Below are 17,954 nucleotides of genomic sequence, written 5' to 3'. Positions count from 1 at the left end.
GCGCGCGCACTGGTACAATGAATACACTTTCAATGCAATACGGAAATACCATGAATACCCGCCATCCCCTGGGAGACGCCCCGATCGGCCAACAATTGCTGACGCATTACGCCCGCCGCGACGCCGTGCGCCACGCCACCCCGCTGTTTCCTTCGTCCTGGGCCGAGCTCTTCGCGCCGTTCCGCAACGCCCGCCTGCAGCCGCTGCGCGCAGCCAAGCCCGCCGCGCACGCGCACGACGACGCGCCGGTCTGCCAGGCAGGCTGATTCCCTGATGGAAGCCCGGCTGATTCGGCCGGGCAGAAAGACGAAAAGCGCCTAGGCGCCGCGCAACGCGGCGCCCCGCCGCCGGTTCCAGGCGGCCAGCGCCAGCACCAGGAAGAACCCCAGCGTATAGGCCAGCATGTCCCACCAGTCGGGCACGCTGCCCAGGATCACGCGCAATACCGGCTGCTCCAGCCGCCAGCCGAAATACCGGGCCAGGTACTGCCCCAGTTCCACCGCGTAGCCGGTGAACAGCGCGGCCAGCGCCAGCGGCAGCACGCCCGCGCCGATGAAGCTGCGATACACCAGATAGGCCCAGCCCACCGCCACCACGTCGCCCACGAAGCCCCGCAACAGGGGATAGGGCGCGCCCAGGGTGGCGATCAGCGCTTCCAGCGCGGTTACGGCCAGCAGCGCGGCAAAGGCGCGCTTGTTGAAGGTCAGGGTCATCGGTGCGAAAAACGCGGAAATTGAAACGGGCAGCGCGGACGTTAACGCATTTGTCAGGCCGCCGCGCGTAGGCTCGTCTGAACGCGCCGGGGCAGGGCGCTGACAAGAACGAGGAGACACCAAGATGAGCACATCCGACCCGAATGGGCGCCGGCGCTTCCTGCGCCAGGCCTGTACGCTGGGCGCCACCGGCACGCTGGCCGGCCATGCGCTGACCAGCCTGGCGGCGCCGGCCACCGTCACGCTGCCGTTCGCCAACGGCGAGCGCGACCTGATCGCCTATCCGCAAAAGCGGCCCCTGATCCGCCAGACCTCGCGCCCGCCGCAGCTGGAAACGCCGTTCGCGGTCTTCAATGAGAACATCATCACGCCCAACGACGCGTTCTTCGTGCGCTACCACCTGGGCAACATCCCCACCGCCATCGACCTGAACACCTACCGCATCAAGGTCAGCGGGCTGGTGGACAAACCCCTGGAGCTGTCGCTGGCGGACCTGAAGCAGCAGTTCGGCAAGCCCGTGGAACTGGTGGCTGTCACCCAGTGCTCGGGCAACAGCCGCGGCTTCTTCGCGCCACGCGTGGGCGGGGGGCAACTGGGCAACGGCGCCATGGGCAATGCCCGCTGGCTGGGCATCCCGCTCAAGCGCGTGCTGGAAAAAGCCGGCATCCGCGCCGGCGCGCGCCAGGTGACGTTCGAGGGCATGGACCGCCCGGTGCTGCCCGGCACGCCGGAGTTCGTCAAGGCGCTGGACGCCGCCCATGCCCTGGACGGCGAAGTCATGCTGGCCTACGCCATGAACGGCGCTGACCTGCCCATGCTCAACGGCTATCCCGTGCGCCTGGTGGTGCCGGGGTACTACGGCACCTACTGGGTCAAGCACCTGGCCGACATCAAGGTGCTGGACAAGGAGTTCGACGGCTTCTGGATGCAGAAGGCCTACCGCATTCCCGACAATGATTGCGCCTGCACGCCGCCGGGCAAGGCGCCGGAGAAGACGCGCCCCATCGGCCGCTACAACGTGCGCAGCTTCATCACCAGCCTTGCCGAAGGCGCCCGCGTCGCCCGCGGCAAGCCGGTACAGGTGCGCGGCATCGCCTTCGATGGGGGCAAGGGCATACGCGAGGTCCAGTTCTCGTCGGACGACGGCAAGACCTGGCAGGCCGCCAAGCTCGGCCGCGACCTGGGCCGCTATTCCTTCCGCGAATGGCACGCCGATTTCACGCCCAAGACCGCCGGCGACTACACGCTGAAGGTCCGCGCCACCAACACGGCCGGCGAAACCCAGCCGCTGGACCCGCTGTGGAACCCGGCCGGCTACATGCGCAACGTGGTCGAAACCGTCCGCGTCACCGCCGCCTGAGGAGAGCGCCATGAACCGCCTTATCCGTCGCTGCCTGCCGGCGCTCGCGCTGGCCTGCGCCTGTCTCTCCCCGGCCGCCCAGGCCCTGGAAATCAAGCTGCCCCAGGAAACCGCCACACTGCATTCCGGCACCGGCGCGGGGGCCCAGCATGCGGCCCTGTGCCTGATGTGCCATTCGGTGGACTACGTATCGTCGCAGCCGCCCATGCCCCTGGGCTTCTGGGACGCCGAGGTCAAGAAGATGGTGGGCACCTACGGCGCCCCCATCCCCGCCGACCAGGTGCCGTTGATCGTGGAATACCTGAACCAGGCCTATCCGCCGGCCCCTGCGCCGGCCCCGGCCGCCAAGCAATAGGCGGCCTCCCTGCAGCAGCCCCGGGGCGGCGCGCGACCGCCCCGCAGCGCCGCGCGCGCTCCCTTCGATCGCTGGCTTAGGCGTACCATTACCCGACCCAGACTACGTCCGAAAGGAGCGCCCGCGCGGCGCCCCGGAAGAACCCCATGCTGCAACCCGTTTCGGCCAACACCGATCTGCCCGCGGACGCGCCAGCCGCCCCCGCCCCCGTGCTGCAGGTCAGCACGCTATCCCCCTTCGCGTTTCCGGCGTTCCGCATCATCTGGATCGCCAACCTGTTCGCCAACCTGGGCACCTGGGCGCAATCCGTCGCTGCCGCATGGATCATCACCACCGAGCAAAGCAGCCCGCTGATGGTCGCCATGATCCAGGTAGCCGCCGCCTTCCCGCTGGTGGCGCTGTCCATCCTGACCGGCGTGCTGGCGGACAACTACGACCGCCGCAAGGTCATGCTGACCGGCATGCTGCTGGAGCTGACGGGCGGCGTCTTCATCACCATCCTGGCCTTTGCCGGCCTGCTGCATCCCATCACGCTGATCGCGTCGGTGTTCTGCATCGCCATCGGCAGCGCCATCGTCACGCCAGCCTGGCAGGCCGCCGTAGGCGAACAGGTGCCGCGCGCGCATGTCGGCAGCGCGGTACTGCTGAACAGCGTCAACTTCAACGTGGCGCGCGCGGTCGGCCCGGCCATCGGCGGCCTGCTGCTGGGCGCCATGGGCGCGCCCTGGGTGTTCCTGCTGAACTGCTTTTGCTACGGCGGCCTGATCTGGGCGATCTGGCGCTGGAAACGCGACCTGCCCGTGCGCCGCCTGCCGCCCGAAGGCATCCTGGAAGGCGTGGTCGCCGCGCTGCGCTACACCCAGCATTCAACCGTCACCCGCGTCGTGATGCTGCGCTCGTTCGCCTTTGGCCTGTCGGCCAGCGCGCTATGGGCCTTGCTACCGCTGCTGGCGCACGAACACGAAGGCGGCAGCGCCCTGCTGTACGGCTACATGCTGGGCGCACTGGGCCTGGGCGCGATCCTCGGCAGCGCCGTGGTGCGGCGGGTCCAGGCGACCTTGGGCGCGAGCGGCCTGATCAGCGTGGCGGCGGCCCTCCTGGCCGCGTGCCTGCTGGCGCTGGGCCTGGCCGGCACCCTGTGGGTGGCTTTTCCCGCGCTGCTGCTGTCCGGCAGCTGCTGGATCGGCGTGCTGGCCACCTACAACACCACCGTCCAGATGCTGGTGCCGGACTGGGTCAAGGCGCGCGCGCTGGCGCTGTACCAGACGGCCATCTTCGGCGGCCTGGCGGCTGGCTCCTTCATGTGGGGCCATTTCGCCGGCACCATGGGCGTTTCCGGCGCCCTGGCCACCGCCGGCATCATGCTGGACATCACCGTCGCGCTGATGTACCGCTCGCGGCTGCCCGAACATCTGGACACCACGTCGCTGGCGCGCGCGGACGCCACCGAGCCGGCGATGGCCGCGGTCGGCTTCAACACGCAGCACGGCGCGGTGCTGGTCGCCGTGGAGTACCTGATCGAAAAGGAAAAGCTGTCCGCGCTGATCGGCGCGGCGCATCCGCTGCGCCTGATGCGGTTGCGCAACGGCGCGCAGCAATGGCAGCTGTTCCGCGACCTGGAGCGCGAGGGCGTCTGGCGCGAAGTCTTCCTGGTGGAAAGCTGGATGCAGTACCTGCGCATGATCGACCGCATGACGCTGGAGGACAAGATGGTGCTGGACAAGGTGCGCGCGCTGCACGCCGGCGACAAGCCGCCGGTGGTGTCGCGCAACGTCAGCTATCTGGCCATGAACGAGGCGCAGGGCTTCTCGCTGCGCCGCGATCCGGAATCCCTGTAAGCGCCGCGCCGACGGGCCTGCCGGGCTTCAGGCGGCCGTTTCGGGCGCCCAGCCCGCGGCCGTGCGGCGCATGCGCGGCGACTCGAACGCACAGGCCACCGGAATCGGCGCGCCATCCGCGTCCACCAGCCGCTCGCGCCAGCGCTCGCCCTGGCACATGGCCACGACGATGCCCGCCACTTCCGCGCCGCAGCGCGCCAGCAGTTCCAGCGCGGACAGCATCGTCTGCCCCGTGCTGACGGCGTCGTCCACCACCAGCACGCGGCGCCCCGCCAGGCTGCCCGCCAGATTCGGATCCACGTACAGCAGCTTGCCGGCATCCGGCGTGGTCAGCGACTGTACCGGCACGGCCAGGCGTTCGTCGTACCAATACTTGCGCGAATAACCGAAGGGCACGTAGCGCGTGAACCCCAGGCCGCGCGCCACCATGGGCGCGAAAGCGAGGCCCAGCGTCGGCAGGCCCACGACGACCTCGGCCTTGAAGGCGCGCGCGCGCTCGGCCATGAAGCCGGCCAGGGCATCGACCACCTCCAGGCTGGCATGGTTGGCGATCAGCGAGGCCACGCAGCGATCAGGGTCGCCGGGCACGCCGCGCAGCGGCAGCACCAGGTAGCGGCCGTCAGGCAGCCGTGCTGGATAGCCGCGGGAATAGGGCGGACCCACCGGCAGCGCCAGCGCATCGGCGCTGACGATCTCCTGCCAGTAGTCGGTGGTGGCGTCGAAGGCCGGCGCGCCGGCGGCAATCGGGTCGTGTGAGGCAGTCATGCGTCGCGGAAAAGTAGCGGCTGCCGGTCAGCGCGCGCCGGCGGCCAGATAGGCTTCCGCCAGCGTCACCCAGTAGCTGGCCGTGACCGGCAGGATGTCGTCGTTGAAATCGTAATCGGGGTTGTGCACCATGCAGCCGCCTTCGCCCTCGCCATTGCCAACGATGAAATAGCTGCCGGGCACCTGCTCCAGCATGAAGGCGAAATCATCGCTGGCCTGCAACGGCTCCAGGTCAGGGATCAGCAGGTGTTCGCCCAGCCAGCCGCGCGCGACCTCGGCCGCGAACTGCGTGGCGGCGCGGTCATTGACCACCGGCGGATAGCGCCAGCGGTAGTCCACGTCGACGCTGGCGCGGTGCACGGCGGCCTGCGCCGTAGCGATCGCCGTGATGCGCTGGCGCAGCAGCGCGCGCGTTTCAGGGCGGCGTGCGCGCACCGTCAGGCGCAGCTCCACCGACTTGGGAATCACGTTGGGCGCGTCACCGCCGTGGATGGCGCCTATGGTCACCACCGCCATGTCGTTGGGATCGATCTCGCGCGAGACGATGGTCTGCAAGGCCAGCACGATGCTGGCCGCCGCCACGATGGGGTCCACCGCCACGTGCGGCATGGCCCCATGGCCGCCCACGCCGCTGACGGTCAGGATTACCGTGTCGGACGAGCTGTACATCACGCCGGAGCGGAAGCCGAAATGGCCGGCCGGATAGCCCGGCTCGTTGTGGAAGCTGTAGACGGCGTCGCAAGGAAAGCGTTCGAACAGGCCGTCGGCAATCATCTTCTGCGCGCCGCCATGGCCTTCCTCGGCGGGCTGGAAGATCAGGTGCACGGTGCCGTCGAAACGGCTGCGTTCGGCCAGCGCGCGGGCCGCGGCCAGCAACGTGGCCGTGTGGCCGTCGTGGCCGCAGGCGTGCATCTTGCCGGGATTCTGGCTGGCGTAGGGCAGGCCGGTGGTCTCATGGATGGGCAGGGCGTCCATATCGGCGCGCAGGCCCAGCCGGCGCGCGCCGCTGCCCCGGCGCAAGGTGCCCACCACGCCGGTCACGCCCAGGCCGCGATGCACTTCGTAGCCCCAGGCCGCCAGCCTTTCGGCCACCAGTTCGGCCGTGGCGACCTCCTGATAGGCCAGTTCGGGATTGGCGTGGATGCGATGGCGCAGCGCCACCATCTCTTCCTGGATGGCCTGGATCTCGGGCAGCACGGGGGGTGTATTCATGGCATGGCTTCCTGCAAAGGGGCAGGCCTATTCCTGCTGGATGTTGGCGCTCTTCACGATGTGCGCGTACAAGGCTTTTTCCTTCTTCAGGAAAGCGGCGAAATCCTGCGGCGTGCCCTGTCCGGGCATGGCGCCGCCTTCGGCCAGGCGCTTTTGCACCTCGTCCATGCGCAGCACCGCATTCAGCTCCAGGTTCAGCCGCTCGACCACGGCGGGGTCGGTGCCAACCGGCACGAACACGCCGGTCCAGGTGTTGAGTTCAAAGCCCTTGAGCGCCGGCGTCTCGCCAAACGCCTGCACCTGCGGCAACGTGTCCACGCGCGCGGCGGACGTCACGCCCAGCGCGTGCAACTTCTTCTGCTGCACCAGCGGCGTGGCGCTCGTGGTCACCAGCAGGCCCAGGTCCACCTGGCCGCCCATGACGTCGTTGGTGATCTGCGCGCCGCCGCGGTAGGGCACATGCACCAGTTTGACCTTTGCCTGGTCCTGCATCACCTCCATCGCCAGATGCAGCACGGTGCCCACGCCCGACGAAGCGTAGGTCAGCGTGTCGGGTTTCTCGCGCGCCAGCGCGATCAGCTCGTCCATGTTCTGCACCGGCAGGCCCGGACGCGCCAACAACACCACGGGCGCGGTGGTCACCAGCGCCACCGGCGCGAGATCGGCTTCGGCGTCGTACTTCACGGCCGAGTTGATCAGCCGGGCCACGCTGATCGGGCCGTCAAAGCCCATCACCAGCGTGTAGCCGTCCGGCTTGGCATGCACGGCCTTGGCCACGCCCAGCACGCCGCCCGCGCCCGCCACGTTGTCGACGATGACGGACTGCTTGAGGCGGTCCGACAGCTTTTGCGCCACCAGGCGCGCCGTGGTGTCGACGTTGCCGCCCGGACTGAACGGCACGATCAGGGTCAGGGGCCGGGCGTCGGGCCAGGTGTCGGCGCCGGCCGCGGGGGCAAGGCACAGCGCGGCGGCCAGCGCGGACACGGACAGGAACAGGCGTTTGAACATGGAAGGAGCGGGGTCGGAGCGAGGAACGCGCGTGGAACCGGCAGCGCGGAGGAGGGCGACGGCGCCATCCTAACCAGATCCCGGTGATAACTGAAATGCTATATTTTTATAGATTCATCAGGCAAATCTATGACCAAGCGCCCTGCTTCCGATGGCCACGCTGCCCCCGCCCGCCAGCCCACGCTACGCCAGCTGCGCGGTTTCAAGGAAGTGGCCCGCCACGCCAGCTTCAGCCGCGCCGCCGAGGCCCTGGCGCTGAGCCAGCCGGCCCTGTCCGCCGCCATCCGCGAGCTGGAAACGCTGATGGGCGTGGCCCTGTTCGAGCGCAGCACCCACCATGTGCGCCTGACGCCCGCCGGACAAGCGGCGCGCGCGCAGATCGAATGGCTGCTTAACAGCTATACGCAGGGCGCCGAAGACCTGCAGCGCCTGCTGGACACGCAGGCCGCCACGGTGCGCATCGGCTGCATTCCGTCCACCATGCACCTGCTGGCGCCGGTGGTGGCGCAATGGCGCCTGCGCCATCCCGAAATCGTGCTGATCCTCAGCGACCACCTCAACGACGAACTCATGGCCGCGCTGGGCAATGGCGAACTGGATATTGGCCTGGGCCTGGACTTCGGTCTCACGCCCGGCGTGGCCGCGGCTTTCGTGGCCGAGGACGACCTGGTCGCGGTGCTGGCCGATACGCACCGGCTGGCGCGGCGCCAGGCGGTGACCTGGCAGGATTTGAAGGCGGAGCCATTGGCTGTGCTGTCGCGCGGCAGCACCTACGAAATGATCGTGGCCACGCTGCGCCAGCTGGGCTCGGACCTGGCCGCGACCGACACCCTGAATTACACCGACACGCTTTACAGCCTGGTGCGCGCGGGATTGCGCGTGGGCCTGATCTCGCGCCTGTACACGCAGGGGCAGCGGCAGGACGGCCTGGCCATCGTGCCATTGCAGCGTCCGCGGCTCACGCGGCGCATCTGCCTGATGATGCGCGCGCCCGAACAGCAGGCCCGCGCCGCGGTGCGGCTTTGCCACGCCGAACTGGCCCAATTGCTGCGCGAACGCGCAGCCATCCGGACACCCTAGAAAGCCGGACGCGGGCGCTCAGCCTCCCGTCCGCGCACGCCAGGCCACGGCGCGTTCGGCCCAGGCCTGATGGATCGCGTTCATGTTGCGCGCCAGCGTGGCGGCATCGCCGAAATTCACACGCGACCCCTGCAAGTGCAGCTGCATGCGGACTTCCTCCGATTCGAGCGCCCGCGCCACCTGCTGCTGCAGTTGCTCGACGCGGGCCGGCGCCACGCCGCGCGGCGCGAACAAGCCGGCCACACCGCCGCGCTCCAGTCCCGCGAAGCCCTGCTCGGCAAAGGTGGGAACATCGGCCAGATCGGCATGGCGGTCTGGACCCGAAATCGCCAGCAGGCGCAGCCGCCCGGCGCTTGCCGGCTCCCGCAATTCGGCCAGGGATGTCAGGCCCAGCGCCAGATAGCCGGCCTGCAGGTCGGTCACCAATGGCGCGCCGCCGCGATAGCACACTGCCGTGGCCGCCACGCCGAAACGCTCGGCCAGCAGCTCCACGGCCAGCTCCGGCACGCTGCCGGGCGCCGGCACGCCCACCGGCAGCGGCCCCTCGTGTCCGCGCAGATCCTGCAGCTTCAACCAAGGCGAATCCGCCCTGACCGCCAGCGCAATGGCGCTCTGGTCGGTCGTCTGTGCCACCGCCGCGAAATCATCCGGCGACGCAAAGCCGGCCTGCGCCACGATATGCGGCAAGATGGCCAAGGTGTGCTCGTTGGTGAACAGCAGGGTATGCCCATCCGGGCGCGCGGCCAGCAGCTCCTGCGCCGCCAGCAAGCCCCCCGCGCCGGGCCGATTTTCGACCAGCACCACCTCGCCCAGGCCGGCCTCCAACTGCCGCGCCAACAAACGGGCGATCACATCCACCCCGCCCCCCGGCGGAAAGCCGACCAGGATGCGAGTCAGAGGCACGGCCCCAAGACGCCCTGCCGCCGCAGCGCCCAGAACGCCCAGCGCGAGCGCCGGCAAGAGCCGGCGACGGCGCTGGGATACGCCAAATTGCATGGTCGACCACTCCTTGGAAACACGGCCGGGTGCCGCGCAGGCGGCAGGATAAGGAGAAACGCCCTGCAAGGAAAGCCTGCTCTCCACCCGGTCCGCGGGCTGGATCCCTTAACACGTTCTAGAATCAGTGATCGCAGCTTCCGGCCCTCTGTCCGGACGCGTTGCCCCCCGTGGTCCCGTACATGCTCTCGTTCTCCCGCAATACCGTCTATCCGGCCGGCGTCGGCCTGCCGGCAGCCGAACGCCCGGGCGCGCTCCTGGCCGTCATGCTGGCCCTGTGCATGGCCAGCCTGGACACCGCCATCGCCAACACGGCGCTACCCACCATTGCGCGCGACCTGCAGGCCAGCGATGCCGGGTCCATCTGGATCGTCAGCGGCTATCAGCTGGCCATGGTGGCGGGCCTGCTGCCGGCCGCGGCGCTGGGCGAAATCCTGGGCCACCGGCGAGTCTATATCGTGGGGCTCGCCATCTTCATCCTGTCTTCGCTGGCCAGCGGCCTGGCGCCGTCCTTGCCCACGCTGGTGATCGCGCGCGTGCTGCAAGGCCTGGGCGCGGCCGGCGTCATGAGCGTCAATGGCGCGCTGCTGCGCTTCATCTACCCCTCGCACCTGTTGGGCCGCGGCCTGGGCCTGAACGCCATGGTGGTGGGCATCTCCTTCGCGGCGGGGCCGACCGTGGCTTCGGCCATCCTGCTGCTGGGATCCTGGCACTGGCTGTTTCTGATCAACGTGCCCATCGGCCTGCTGGCTTTCGCGCTGGGCCTGCGCAAGCTGCCCGGGACCGCGCGCGCGCCGCATCGCTTCGACGGCCTGGCCGCAGTGCTGTGCGCCCTGACGCTGGGCCTGTTCGTGCTGGGGTCCAACGAATTGGCGCACGCCGCCCCCTGGCCGCGCGTGGCGCTGGAATGGGGCATCGCCGCAGCCAGCCTGTGGCTGCTGATGCGCCGGCAGGCCGGCCACCCCGCGCCCATCCTGGCGGTGGACCTGTTGCGCCGTCCCTTGTTCGCGCTGTCCGCAGCCACAGCCGTGTGCGCGTTCGCGGCGCAGGCGCTGGCCTTCGTGTCGCTGCCGTTCCTGCTGCAAGCCACGCTCGGCTACAGCCAGGTGCAGACCGGCTTTCTCATCACGCCCTGGCCGGTAGTGGTGGCGATCATGGCGCCGATAGCGGGACGGCTGTCGGACCGCTATGCGGCCGGCGCCCTGGGCGGCGTGGGTTTAGCCCTGCTGGCGCTGGGCCTGGCCTCAATGGCGCTGATGCCGGCCTCGCCATCAGTCTGGGACCTCTGCTGGCGCATGGCGCTGTGCGGCGCCGGCTTCGGCTTCTTCCAGTCGCCCAACCTGCGCGCCATCATGATGTCGGCGCCGGCCTCGCGCGCCGGCGGCGCCAGCGGCATGATAGGCACGGTGCGGCTGCTGGGCCAGGCCTCGGGTGCGGCCCTGGTGGCCGCCTGCTTCAACATTTCCAGCACGCACGGCGCCATTGCCGCGCTGTGGCTGGGTTGCGTGTGCGCCGCGCTGGCCTGCGTCGCCAGCTTTTCGCGGCTGCGCTTTGACGCGAGCGAGCCGGCGCAGGCCGGCTCGACGCGCTAGCGACGCGCTAGCGCCGCGCTATTCCCGCACGTAGCACGGGTACTGCGACTGCTGCGCGCGCGCACGCGCCGGATCCACCTCGATCACCACGATGGATTCGGTATCGCTGGTTTGCGCCAGGGGTTCGCCATCCGGCTGGAACGCGAATGCCGTCCCCCCGAATACCTGCCCCGCCGCCGTGCGCCCCGCTCGGTTCGAGCTGACCACATAACAGCCCGACACCAGCGCCGCCATGGCGCCCGCCGTCAGCCAGCGGCGCGTCGACGCGCTACTGGCTCGCGGCGCCACGATCAGCTCGGCGCCCGCGCGTCCGTAGGCGCGCGAGCGCTCGTTGAACATCAATTCGGTGCATAGCTGCACGCCCAGGCGTATGCCGCCCACCTCGAATACCTCGAAGCCGTCCATGGCGGCATGGAACCAGGTCGCTTCGAAATAGCCCGGTTCCTCCGGGAAGTACTGCTTGTGGTGCAGCCGTGTGTAGTGCCCGTCCTGCAAGGCGAACGCCTCGTTGGCCAGCCGTCCACCCGCATGCACCGGCCGCGACGACACGACGGCCGGCACTCCCAGCGCCGCCAGCGCACCCAGGCCCGCCTCGTGGATGCGCACCGACGCTGCCGCGCGATCCGCGTCGTATTGCGGGTCCGCGGCCACCCAGGGGCCGAACGGCATTTCACTGGTCACCAACAGATCCGGGGCCAGCTCGCCGATGCGTTCGGCGATGCCTTCCCAGGTCGCGCCCTTGGGCTCCAGATCGGCCGGCCCTTCCATCATGCATATCCGCATACCCACATCCAATCTGATCGCGCGCTCCGGGATGGGCGCGTCATCCACGGATGGTAGACCGCCTGCGGCGACTGCGGACGCGCGCGGGTCCAAGCCGTCCGTTGCGGGCGCGATCCTGTCCGGATCTGCCCGCTTCAGGCAAGCGTTGCGGCGTCGACCAGCGCGCCATGCCGGACCACCCGCTTGGGCAGATCGCCGCCTATCCAGTAGGCCAGTTCGGCGGGATGCCGCACCTCCCAGGCGACGAAGTCCGCATACTTGCCGGCTTCCAGCGTGCCATGCGTGGCCTGCAGGCCCAGCGCTTTGGCCGCATGCGCCGTCGCCCCCGCCAACGATTCTTCGGGCGTCAGGCGGAACAGCGTGCAGGCCATGCTCAACATCAGCCGCAGCGACAGAGCGGGCGAGGTGCCGGGATTCAGGTCGCTGGAGATGGCGATGGGTACGCCATGGCGGCGCAACAGGTCGATGGGAGGCAGCTTGGTCTCGCGCAGGGCGTAGAACGCCCCAGGCAGCAGCACCGCCACCGTGCCGGCCTGCGCCATTGCCAGCACGTCGCTTTCGGTCAGGTATTCCAGATGGTCCGCCGACCAGGCGCCATAACGTGCGGCCAGCGTCGCGCCGTGCAACGAAGACAGTTGCTCTGCATGCAGCTTCACGGGCAGCCCCAGTTCACCCGCGGCCTGGAACACCCGTTCGACCTGCGCCGGCGTGAATGCCAGATGCTCGCAGAAGGCATCCACCGCGTCGATCAGGCCCTCGGCCGCCAGTACCGGCAACATGCGGCGCGCAACTTCATCGACGTAGTCGTCGGCCCGCCCGGCATACTCGGGCGGCAGCGCGTGCGCGGCCAGGCAGGTCGCGCTGACGGTCAGCGGCAAAGTCTGGCCCAGGCGCCGCACCACCCTGAGCATCTTGCGCTCGTTGGGCAGGTCCAGCCCATAGCCCGATTTCACTTCCAGCGTGGTCACGCCGTCGCGCATCAGATGCAGGGCGCGCCTGCGCGCGCTGGCGTAGAGTTCGTCCTCGCTGGCGGCGCGGGTGGCGCGCACGGTGCTGGCGATGCCGCCGCCTTGCGCGGCAATGGTGGCGTAGTCCACGCCTTGCAGGCGCTGCTCGAACTCCAGGCTGCGATCGCCGCCAAACACCAGATGGGTGTGGCAATCGATCAATCCGGGCGTGACCCATGCGCCGCCCAGGTCATGCTCGCCCGCAACGTCCGCTGGCGGCAGCGTTGCCTCGGGACCGATCCATTCGATACGGTTCTCGCGCGTGACGATGGCGGCCCGTTCGATCACGGAGTATTTGCCTTGCGCCATCGTGGCTGCGTGGCAATTGCGCCAGACCTGTCTCATGCGTAGGCTCCTGTTGCGCGCCGGCGTTAAAGACTGGGCAACAGGCCCGCCGGCACCAGCGCCGTCAGACCCTGGCCCGCGATGAGCAGACTCGCCGCCTCGATGTCGGGTGCGAAGAAGCGGTCCCGCTCATAATGCGCCACTTTCTCGCGCAACAGGCCGCGCGCACGCTCCAGCTTGGGCGCGGTCTTCAGGCCCTGGCGGAAATCCAGGCCCTGGCAGGCGCCCAGCCATTCGATCGCGAGGATGTCGCGCACGTTCTCGGCCATGGGCCAGAGCCGCTTGCCCGCATTCGGCGCCATGGACACGTGGTCCTCCTGGTTGGCCGAAGTCGGCAGGCTGTCCACGCTGGCCGGGTGCGCCAGCGCCTTGTTGTCGCTGGCCAGCGCCGCCGCGGTCACCTGGGCAATCATGAAGCCGGAGTTCACGCCGCCGTTGCTCACCAGGAACGGCGGCAGCTGCGACATGTGCTTGTCCATCATCAGCGAAATACGGCGCTCGGACAGCGCGCCGATCTCTGCCAGCGCCAACGCCAGGTTGTCCGCCGCCATGGCCACGGGCTCGGCATGGAAGTTGCCGCCCGACACCACGTCGCCCTGCTCGGCAAACACCAGCGGATTGTCCGAGACCGCGTTGGACTCGATCTCCAGCACCTGGGCCGCATGGCGTATCTGCGTCAGGCAGGCGCCCATGACCTGCGGCTGGCAGCGCAGCGAATAGGGGTCTTGCACCTTGTCGCAGTTTGCGTGTGAATGCCCGACCTCGCTGTCCTCGGTCAGCAGATCGCGGTACACGGCCGCCACGTCGATCTGGCCAGGCTGACCACGCGCGGCGTGGATGCGGGGATCGAACGGTGCGCGCGATGCCAGCATGGCTTCCACGCTGAGGCTGCCGCAGACCAGGGCGGCAGCCAGCAGATCCTCGGCCTCGAACAGGCCGCGCAGCGCATAGGCCGTCGAAACCTGCGTACCGTTCAAGAGCGCCAGACCTTCTTTGGCCGCCAGCGTCAGGGGTTCCAGCCCCGCCTGGGCCAGCGCTTCGCGCGCGGGCAGCCAGGCGCCGCGATGGCGCGCCTTGCTCTCGCCCAGCAGCAGCAGGGACATGTGCGCCAGCGGCGCAAGGTCGCCCGACGCGCCCACCGATCCCTTCAGCGGAATATGCGGATAGACCTCGGCGTTCACCAGCGCGATCAACGCGTCGATGACCTTGCGGCGGATGCCCGAATAACCCCGCGCCAGGCTGTTGATCTTCAGCACCATGATCAGCCGCACCATCGCGTCGTCCAGCGCCTCGCCCACTCCGGCCGCGTGCGACAGCACCAGCGAACTCTGCAGGGCTTCCAGGTCCTCGCGCGCGATCCGCGTCGTGGCGAGCAGCCCGAATCCGGTGTTGATGCCGTAGGCCGTGCGGCCTTCATCGATGATGCGTTCGACGCAGGCCACGCTGGCCTCGATCGGCCCGGCGGCAGCCGGGTCCAGCGTCACGCGCGCCGGCTGCTGATAGACGCGCCGCAGGTCCGCCAAGGTCATGTGGCCGGGTGTCAGATGCAATTCCATTGTTGTTCTCCTAGGCGAGTGCCGGCGTCAAAGCGTATGGGTGGCGCGGGCGGCGCCGCGAGGTTGCGGTACGGCATCCCGGCGCGCGAACAGGTAATACAGGATGCTGGGCACGACCAGGCCGATGATCCACGAGATATCCACCCCGCCCAGGCGCTCGACCATCGGACCCGTGTAGAGCTTGGTCGAAATGAAGGGCATCTGCACCAGCACCCCGAACAGATATATCAGGATCCCTGGCCAGTTCCAACGGCCATAGCGCCCATTCGGATCCGACAGCGCTTCCACGTCGTATTGCTCGCGGCTCACGAAGTAGTAGTCGACCAGATTAACCGCGCTCCACGGCACGAAAAACGCCAGCAGGAACAGGATGAAGGACTTGAACGCGTTCAGGAAGGAATGCTGCCCGATCAGCGCCACCGCCGTGGCCGCTGCGACGATCACCAGCACCAGCAGCGCGCGCTGCCGGCGGGAAATCTCCACATGTCCGCGAAAGCCGCTGGCGATGGTCGCGATGCACATGAAGCTGCCGTAGGAGTTCAGCGTCGAAATCGTGACCTTGCCGAACGCGATGGTGAAGTACAGCAGCGCGGCCATGGCTCCCGTGCCGCCCAGCCCGACGATGTAGGCGACCTCGCGCCCGGCAAACTGGCCGGCCGCCATGGCCGCGGCCAGCACGCCCAGCACCATTGCAATCTGCGCGCCCAGCACCGAACCCAGCCCTACCGCCAGGAAGGTCTTGAACGACGAGGTCCGGCTCGGCAGATAGCGCGAGTAGTCCGCGACGTAAGGCCCATAGGCGATCTGCCACGATGCCGCCAGTGACACCGACAGCAGGAAGGAACTCCACGTGAAGTGGCGGATCTGCAGCAACTGGCCCACGTCGCCCAGCGCGATCACGCGGCTGAACAGGTAGAAGAAGGCAATGATGCCCAGCACCGTCGCGATCCGCCCGATGATGTGGATCATGCGGTAGCCGAACAACGTCACCCCGGCGATCACGGCGGCGAATATCAGGATGCCGGCCGTATCGCTCACGCCGAACAACTGGCCCAGGGCCTGCCCCGACAGCACCGTGCCCGTGGCCGTGAATCCCAGGTACATCAGGCACACCAGCACGATGGGGATCGCCGCGCCATAGACGCCGAACTGCACCCGGCTGGAGATCATTTGGGGCAATCCCAGCTTGGGTCCCTGGGCCGCATGCAGCGCCATCACCGCGCCGCCAAAAACCTGGCCGACGAACAGCCCGATCAGCGACCAGAAAACGTCTCCGCCCAGCACCACCGCCAAGGCTCCGGTGATGATGGCCGTGATCTGCAGATTGGCGCCCATCCACAGCGTGAACTGGCTGTAGAGCTTGCCGTGGCGCTCCGTTTCGGGAATGAAATCGATCGAGCGCCGCTCGATGAGCGGCCCTCTTGCTGCCTGGCTGTCCTGAGTCATTGCGTAGTCTCGGTCATGGCGTATGGACGGGCGCGGTCGCGGCCCGCAGGTATGGGCGGCGCGGTATCAGCGCTTACCCGCAAGCATGGGCAGATTCAGGCCCTGCTCCTGCGCGCATTCAATGGCGGCTGCGTAGCCCGCGTCGGCATGCCGCATGACGCCCGTGCCCGGATCGTTGGTCAGCACGCGGGCGATGCGCTCGGCCGCCTCGTCCGTGCCGTCGCAGACGATGACCATGCCGGCATGCTGCGAAAAGCCCATGCCCACGCCGCCGCCATGGTGCAGCGACACCCAGGTCGCGCCGCTGGCCGTGTTCAGCAGTGCGTTCAGCAGCGGCCAGTCGGATACCGCATCCGAACCGTCGCGCATCGATTCCGTTTCACGGTTGGGGCTGGCGACAGAGCCGGAATCCAGATGGTCGCGGCCGATGACGATGGGCGCCGACAGCTCGCCCGTGCGGACCATTTCATTGAACGCCAGGCCCAGCTTGGCGCGCTGGCCCAGGCCCACCCAGCAGATGCGCGCCGGCAGGCCCTGGAAGCTGATGCGTTCGCGCGCCATGTCCAGCCAGCGGTGCAGGTGTGCGTCGTCCGGGATCAGTTCCTTGACCTTGGCGTCGGTCTTGTAGATGTCTTGCGGATCGCCCGACAGCGCGGCCCAGCGGAACGGGCCCACGCCGCGGCAGAACAATGGCCGGATGTAGGCGGGCACGAAACCCGGAAAATCAAACGCGTCCGCCACGCCTTCTTCCTTGGCCATCTGGCGGATGTTGTTGCCATAATCGAAGGTCGGAACGCCCTGGCGCTGGAAGGCCAGCATGGCCTGCACATGCACCGCCATGGACTGCTTGGCGGCCTTGATGACCGCGGCCGGTTCGCGCTTGGCGCGCGCGCGATAGTCCTGCCAGGTCCAGCCGGCCGGCAGATAGCCGTTCAGCGGATCGTGCGCGCTGGTCTGGTCCGTCACCATGTCCGGGCGCACGCCGCGGCGCACCAGTTCCGGCAGGATCTCGGCGGCGTTGCCGCACAGGGCGATGGAAACGGCGCGGCCTTCCTGCGTGTACTTGGCGATGCGCGCCAACGCGTCGTCCAGGTCGCGCGCCTGTTCGTCCACATAGCGGGTGCGCAGGCGGAAATCGATGCTGGTCTGCTGGCATTCGATGTTCAGCGAGCAGGCGCCAGCCAGCGTGGCCGCCAGCGGTTGCGCGCCGCCCATGCCGCCCAGGCCGGCGGTCAGCACCCAGCGCCCTTTGAGGTTGCCGCCATAGTGCTGGCGGCCCGCCTCGACGAAGGTCTCGTACGTACCCTGCACGATGCCCTGGCTGCCGATGTAGATCCAGCTGCCCGCCGTCATCTGGCCGTACATGGCCAGGCCCTTGGCATCCAGTTCGTTGAAGTGTTCCCAGGTGGCCCAGTGCGGCACCAGGTTGGAGTTGGCGATCAGCACGCGCGGCGCGTTGGCATGGGTCTTGAAAACGCCTACCGGCTTGCCGGATTGCACCAGCAGGGTTTCGTCTTCGTTCAGGTTCTTGAGCGATTCGACGATCTTGTCATAGCAATCCCAGTCCCGGGCGGCGCGGCCGATGCCGCCGTAAACCACCAGTTCCTTGGGGTTCTCGGCCACGTCGGGGTCCAGGTTGTTCATCAGCATGCGCAAGGGGGCTTCGGTCAGCCAGCTCTTGGCGTTCAGTTGGTTGCCGCGCGGTGCGCGGATGACCACGTCGCGGTATCGGTTCGAGTTGTCCAAGAGGCTCTCCTTGATCGGTTCGGTTGCGCGCCTGCGTGGCGCTGCGCTTGTCTGGATCATAGGATGCCTATGCTTGTATATACAAGTCAATATGAGTCGATTTTTCTCAGGGATTACCCGAATAAAAAAGCCGAGGCGACAGCACCCCGGCT

At 68.4% G+C, this 17,954-nt stretch carries 16 protein-coding genes; 6 read left to right on the top strand and 10 right to left on the bottom strand.

All coding sequences use genetic code 11. The features are described 5' to 3' along the window. Window positions 1-50: 50 nt before the first annotated feature. Window positions 51-266: a hypothetical protein gene (locus tag IB258_RS17330; RefSeq protein WP_054455330.1), complete on the top strand. Its 216-nt coding sequence runs from the start codon at window positions 51-53 to the stop codon at window positions 264-266. A gap of 51 nt (window positions 267-317) precedes the next feature. Here the strand turns inward: IB258_RS17330 and IB258_RS17325 are convergent, their stop codons facing one another. Beyond that, window positions 318-713 carry a DUF2809 domain-containing protein gene (locus IB258_RS17325; RefSeq protein WP_119449909.1) on the bottom strand — a complete coding sequence of 132 codons (396 nt, stop codon included), beginning with the start codon at window positions 711-713 and terminating at the stop codon, window positions 318-320. 124 nt (window positions 714-837) lie between these two features. Here IB258_RS17325 and IB258_RS17320 point away from each other — a divergent pair, with 124 nt between their 5' ends. From IB258_RS17320 to IB258_RS17310, 3 genes are all read left to right on the top strand, one after another. Next, window positions 838-2,073 carry a molybdopterin-dependent oxidoreductase gene (locus tag IB258_RS17320; RefSeq protein ID WP_192330554.1) on the top strand — a complete coding sequence of 412 codons (1,236 nt, stop codon included), beginning with the start codon at window positions 838-840 and terminating at the stop codon, window positions 2,071-2,073. 10 nt (window positions 2,074-2,083) lie between these two features. Then, entirely contained in the window at window positions 2,084-2,428 is a 345-nt protein-coding gene (locus IB258_RS17315; protein ID WP_054455334.1) for a hypothetical protein, read from the top strand. 146 nt (window positions 2,429-2,574) lie between these two features. Beyond that, the gene (locus tag IB258_RS17310) at window positions 2,575-4,266 is read left to right on the top strand and encodes an MFS transporter (RefSeq protein ID WP_192352946.1); all 1,692 of its coding nucleotides are present in this window, start codon (window positions 2,575-2,577) and stop codon (window positions 4,264-4,266) included. A 27-nt stretch (window positions 4,267-4,293) separates the two neighbouring features. On the opposite strand, the gene IB258_RS17305 is transcribed toward IB258_RS17310, so the two are convergent. From IB258_RS17305 to IB258_RS17295, 3 genes are read right to left on the bottom strand one after another with little or no spacing between them, the layout of a single operon-like run. Continuing rightward, window positions 4,294-5,031 (bottom strand): phosphoribosyltransferase, encoded by a 738-nt coding sequence (locus IB258_RS17305; protein WP_119449906.1) that lies wholly within the window; start codon window positions 5,029-5,031, stop codon window positions 4,294-4,296. 27 nt (window positions 5,032-5,058) lie between these two features. Continuing rightward, complete coding sequence (locus IB258_RS17300) at window positions 5,059-6,243, bottom strand: M20 aminoacylase family protein (RefSeq protein ID WP_125470590.1); 1,185 nt, start codon at window positions 6,241-6,243, stop codon at window positions 5,059-5,061. A 27-nt stretch (window positions 6,244-6,270) separates the two neighbouring features. Next, window positions 6,271-7,251 carry a tripartite tricarboxylate transporter substrate binding protein gene (locus IB258_RS17295; protein ID WP_119449904.1) on the bottom strand — a complete coding sequence of 327 codons (981 nt, stop codon included), beginning with the start codon at window positions 7,249-7,251 and terminating at the stop codon, window positions 6,271-6,273. Between the two features lie 129 nt (window positions 7,252-7,380). Between IB258_RS17295 and IB258_RS17290 the strand changes: the two genes are divergently transcribed. Further along, the gene (locus IB258_RS17290) at window positions 7,381-8,331 is read left to right on the top strand and encodes a LysR family transcriptional regulator (protein ID WP_175180383.1); all 951 of its coding nucleotides are present in this window, start codon (window positions 7,381-7,383) and stop codon (window positions 8,329-8,331) included. 18 nt (window positions 8,332-8,349) lie between these two features. On the opposite strand, the gene IB258_RS17285 is transcribed toward IB258_RS17290, so the two are convergent. Next, the gene (locus IB258_RS17285) at window positions 8,350-9,327 is read right to left on the bottom strand and encodes a tripartite tricarboxylate transporter substrate-binding protein (protein ID WP_192352945.1); all 978 of its coding nucleotides are present in this window, start codon (window positions 9,325-9,327) and stop codon (window positions 8,350-8,352) included. A gap of 182 nt (window positions 9,328-9,509) precedes the next feature. On the opposite strand from IB258_RS17285, the gene IB258_RS17280 reads away from it, so the two are divergent. After that, window positions 9,510-10,919, top strand: coding sequence for an MFS transporter (locus IB258_RS17280; RefSeq protein WP_054455906.1), 1,410 nt, complete (start codon window positions 9,510-9,512; stop codon window positions 10,917-10,919). Window positions 10,920-10,937: 18 nt separating this feature from the next. Here the strand turns inward: IB258_RS17280 and IB258_RS17275 are convergent, their stop codons facing one another. The 5 genes from IB258_RS17275 to hutU all read right to left on the bottom strand — a co-directional run bounded on the left by IB258_RS17275 (window position 10,938) and on the right by hutU (window position 17,802). After that, window positions 10,938-11,690 carry a carbon-nitrogen hydrolase family protein gene (locus tag IB258_RS17275; RefSeq protein WP_225590428.1) on the bottom strand — a complete coding sequence of 251 codons (753 nt, stop codon included), beginning with the start codon at window positions 11,688-11,690 and terminating at the stop codon, window positions 10,938-10,940. 146 nt (window positions 11,691-11,836) lie between these two features. Beyond that, the gene (gene hutI, locus IB258_RS17270) at window positions 11,837-13,054 is read right to left on the bottom strand and encodes an imidazolonepropionase (protein WP_192352943.1); all 1,218 of its coding nucleotides are present in this window, start codon (window positions 13,052-13,054) and stop codon (window positions 11,837-11,839) included. A gap of 26 nt (window positions 13,055-13,080) precedes the next feature. Beyond that, entirely contained in the window at window positions 13,081-14,610 is a 1,530-nt protein-coding gene (gene hutH, locus IB258_RS17265) for a histidine ammonia-lyase (protein WP_054455350.1), read from the bottom strand. A gap of 27 nt (window positions 14,611-14,637) precedes the next feature. Then, a complete protein-coding gene (locus IB258_RS17260; RefSeq protein WP_119449898.1) occupies window positions 14,638-16,056 on the bottom strand; it encodes a cytosine permease in 1,419 nt (472 codons plus the stop codon). Window positions 16,057-16,122: 66 nt separating this feature from the next. Next, the gene (hutU, locus tag IB258_RS17255) at window positions 16,123-17,802 is read right to left on the bottom strand and encodes a urocanate hydratase (protein ID WP_175162015.1); all 1,680 of its coding nucleotides are present in this window, start codon (window positions 17,800-17,802) and stop codon (window positions 16,123-16,125) included. Between the last annotated feature and the right edge of the window lie 152 nt (window positions 17,803-17,954).

The sequence above is a fragment of the Achromobacter sp. ACM02 genome, assembly GCF_014851605.1.
GTDB lineage: Bacteria > Pseudomonadota > Gammaproteobacteria > Burkholderiales > Burkholderiaceae_B > Achromobacter > Achromobacter aegrifaciens.
Note: the sequence above shows the minus strand (reverse complement) of the source record. Positions and strands in the feature narration are given on the sequence as shown.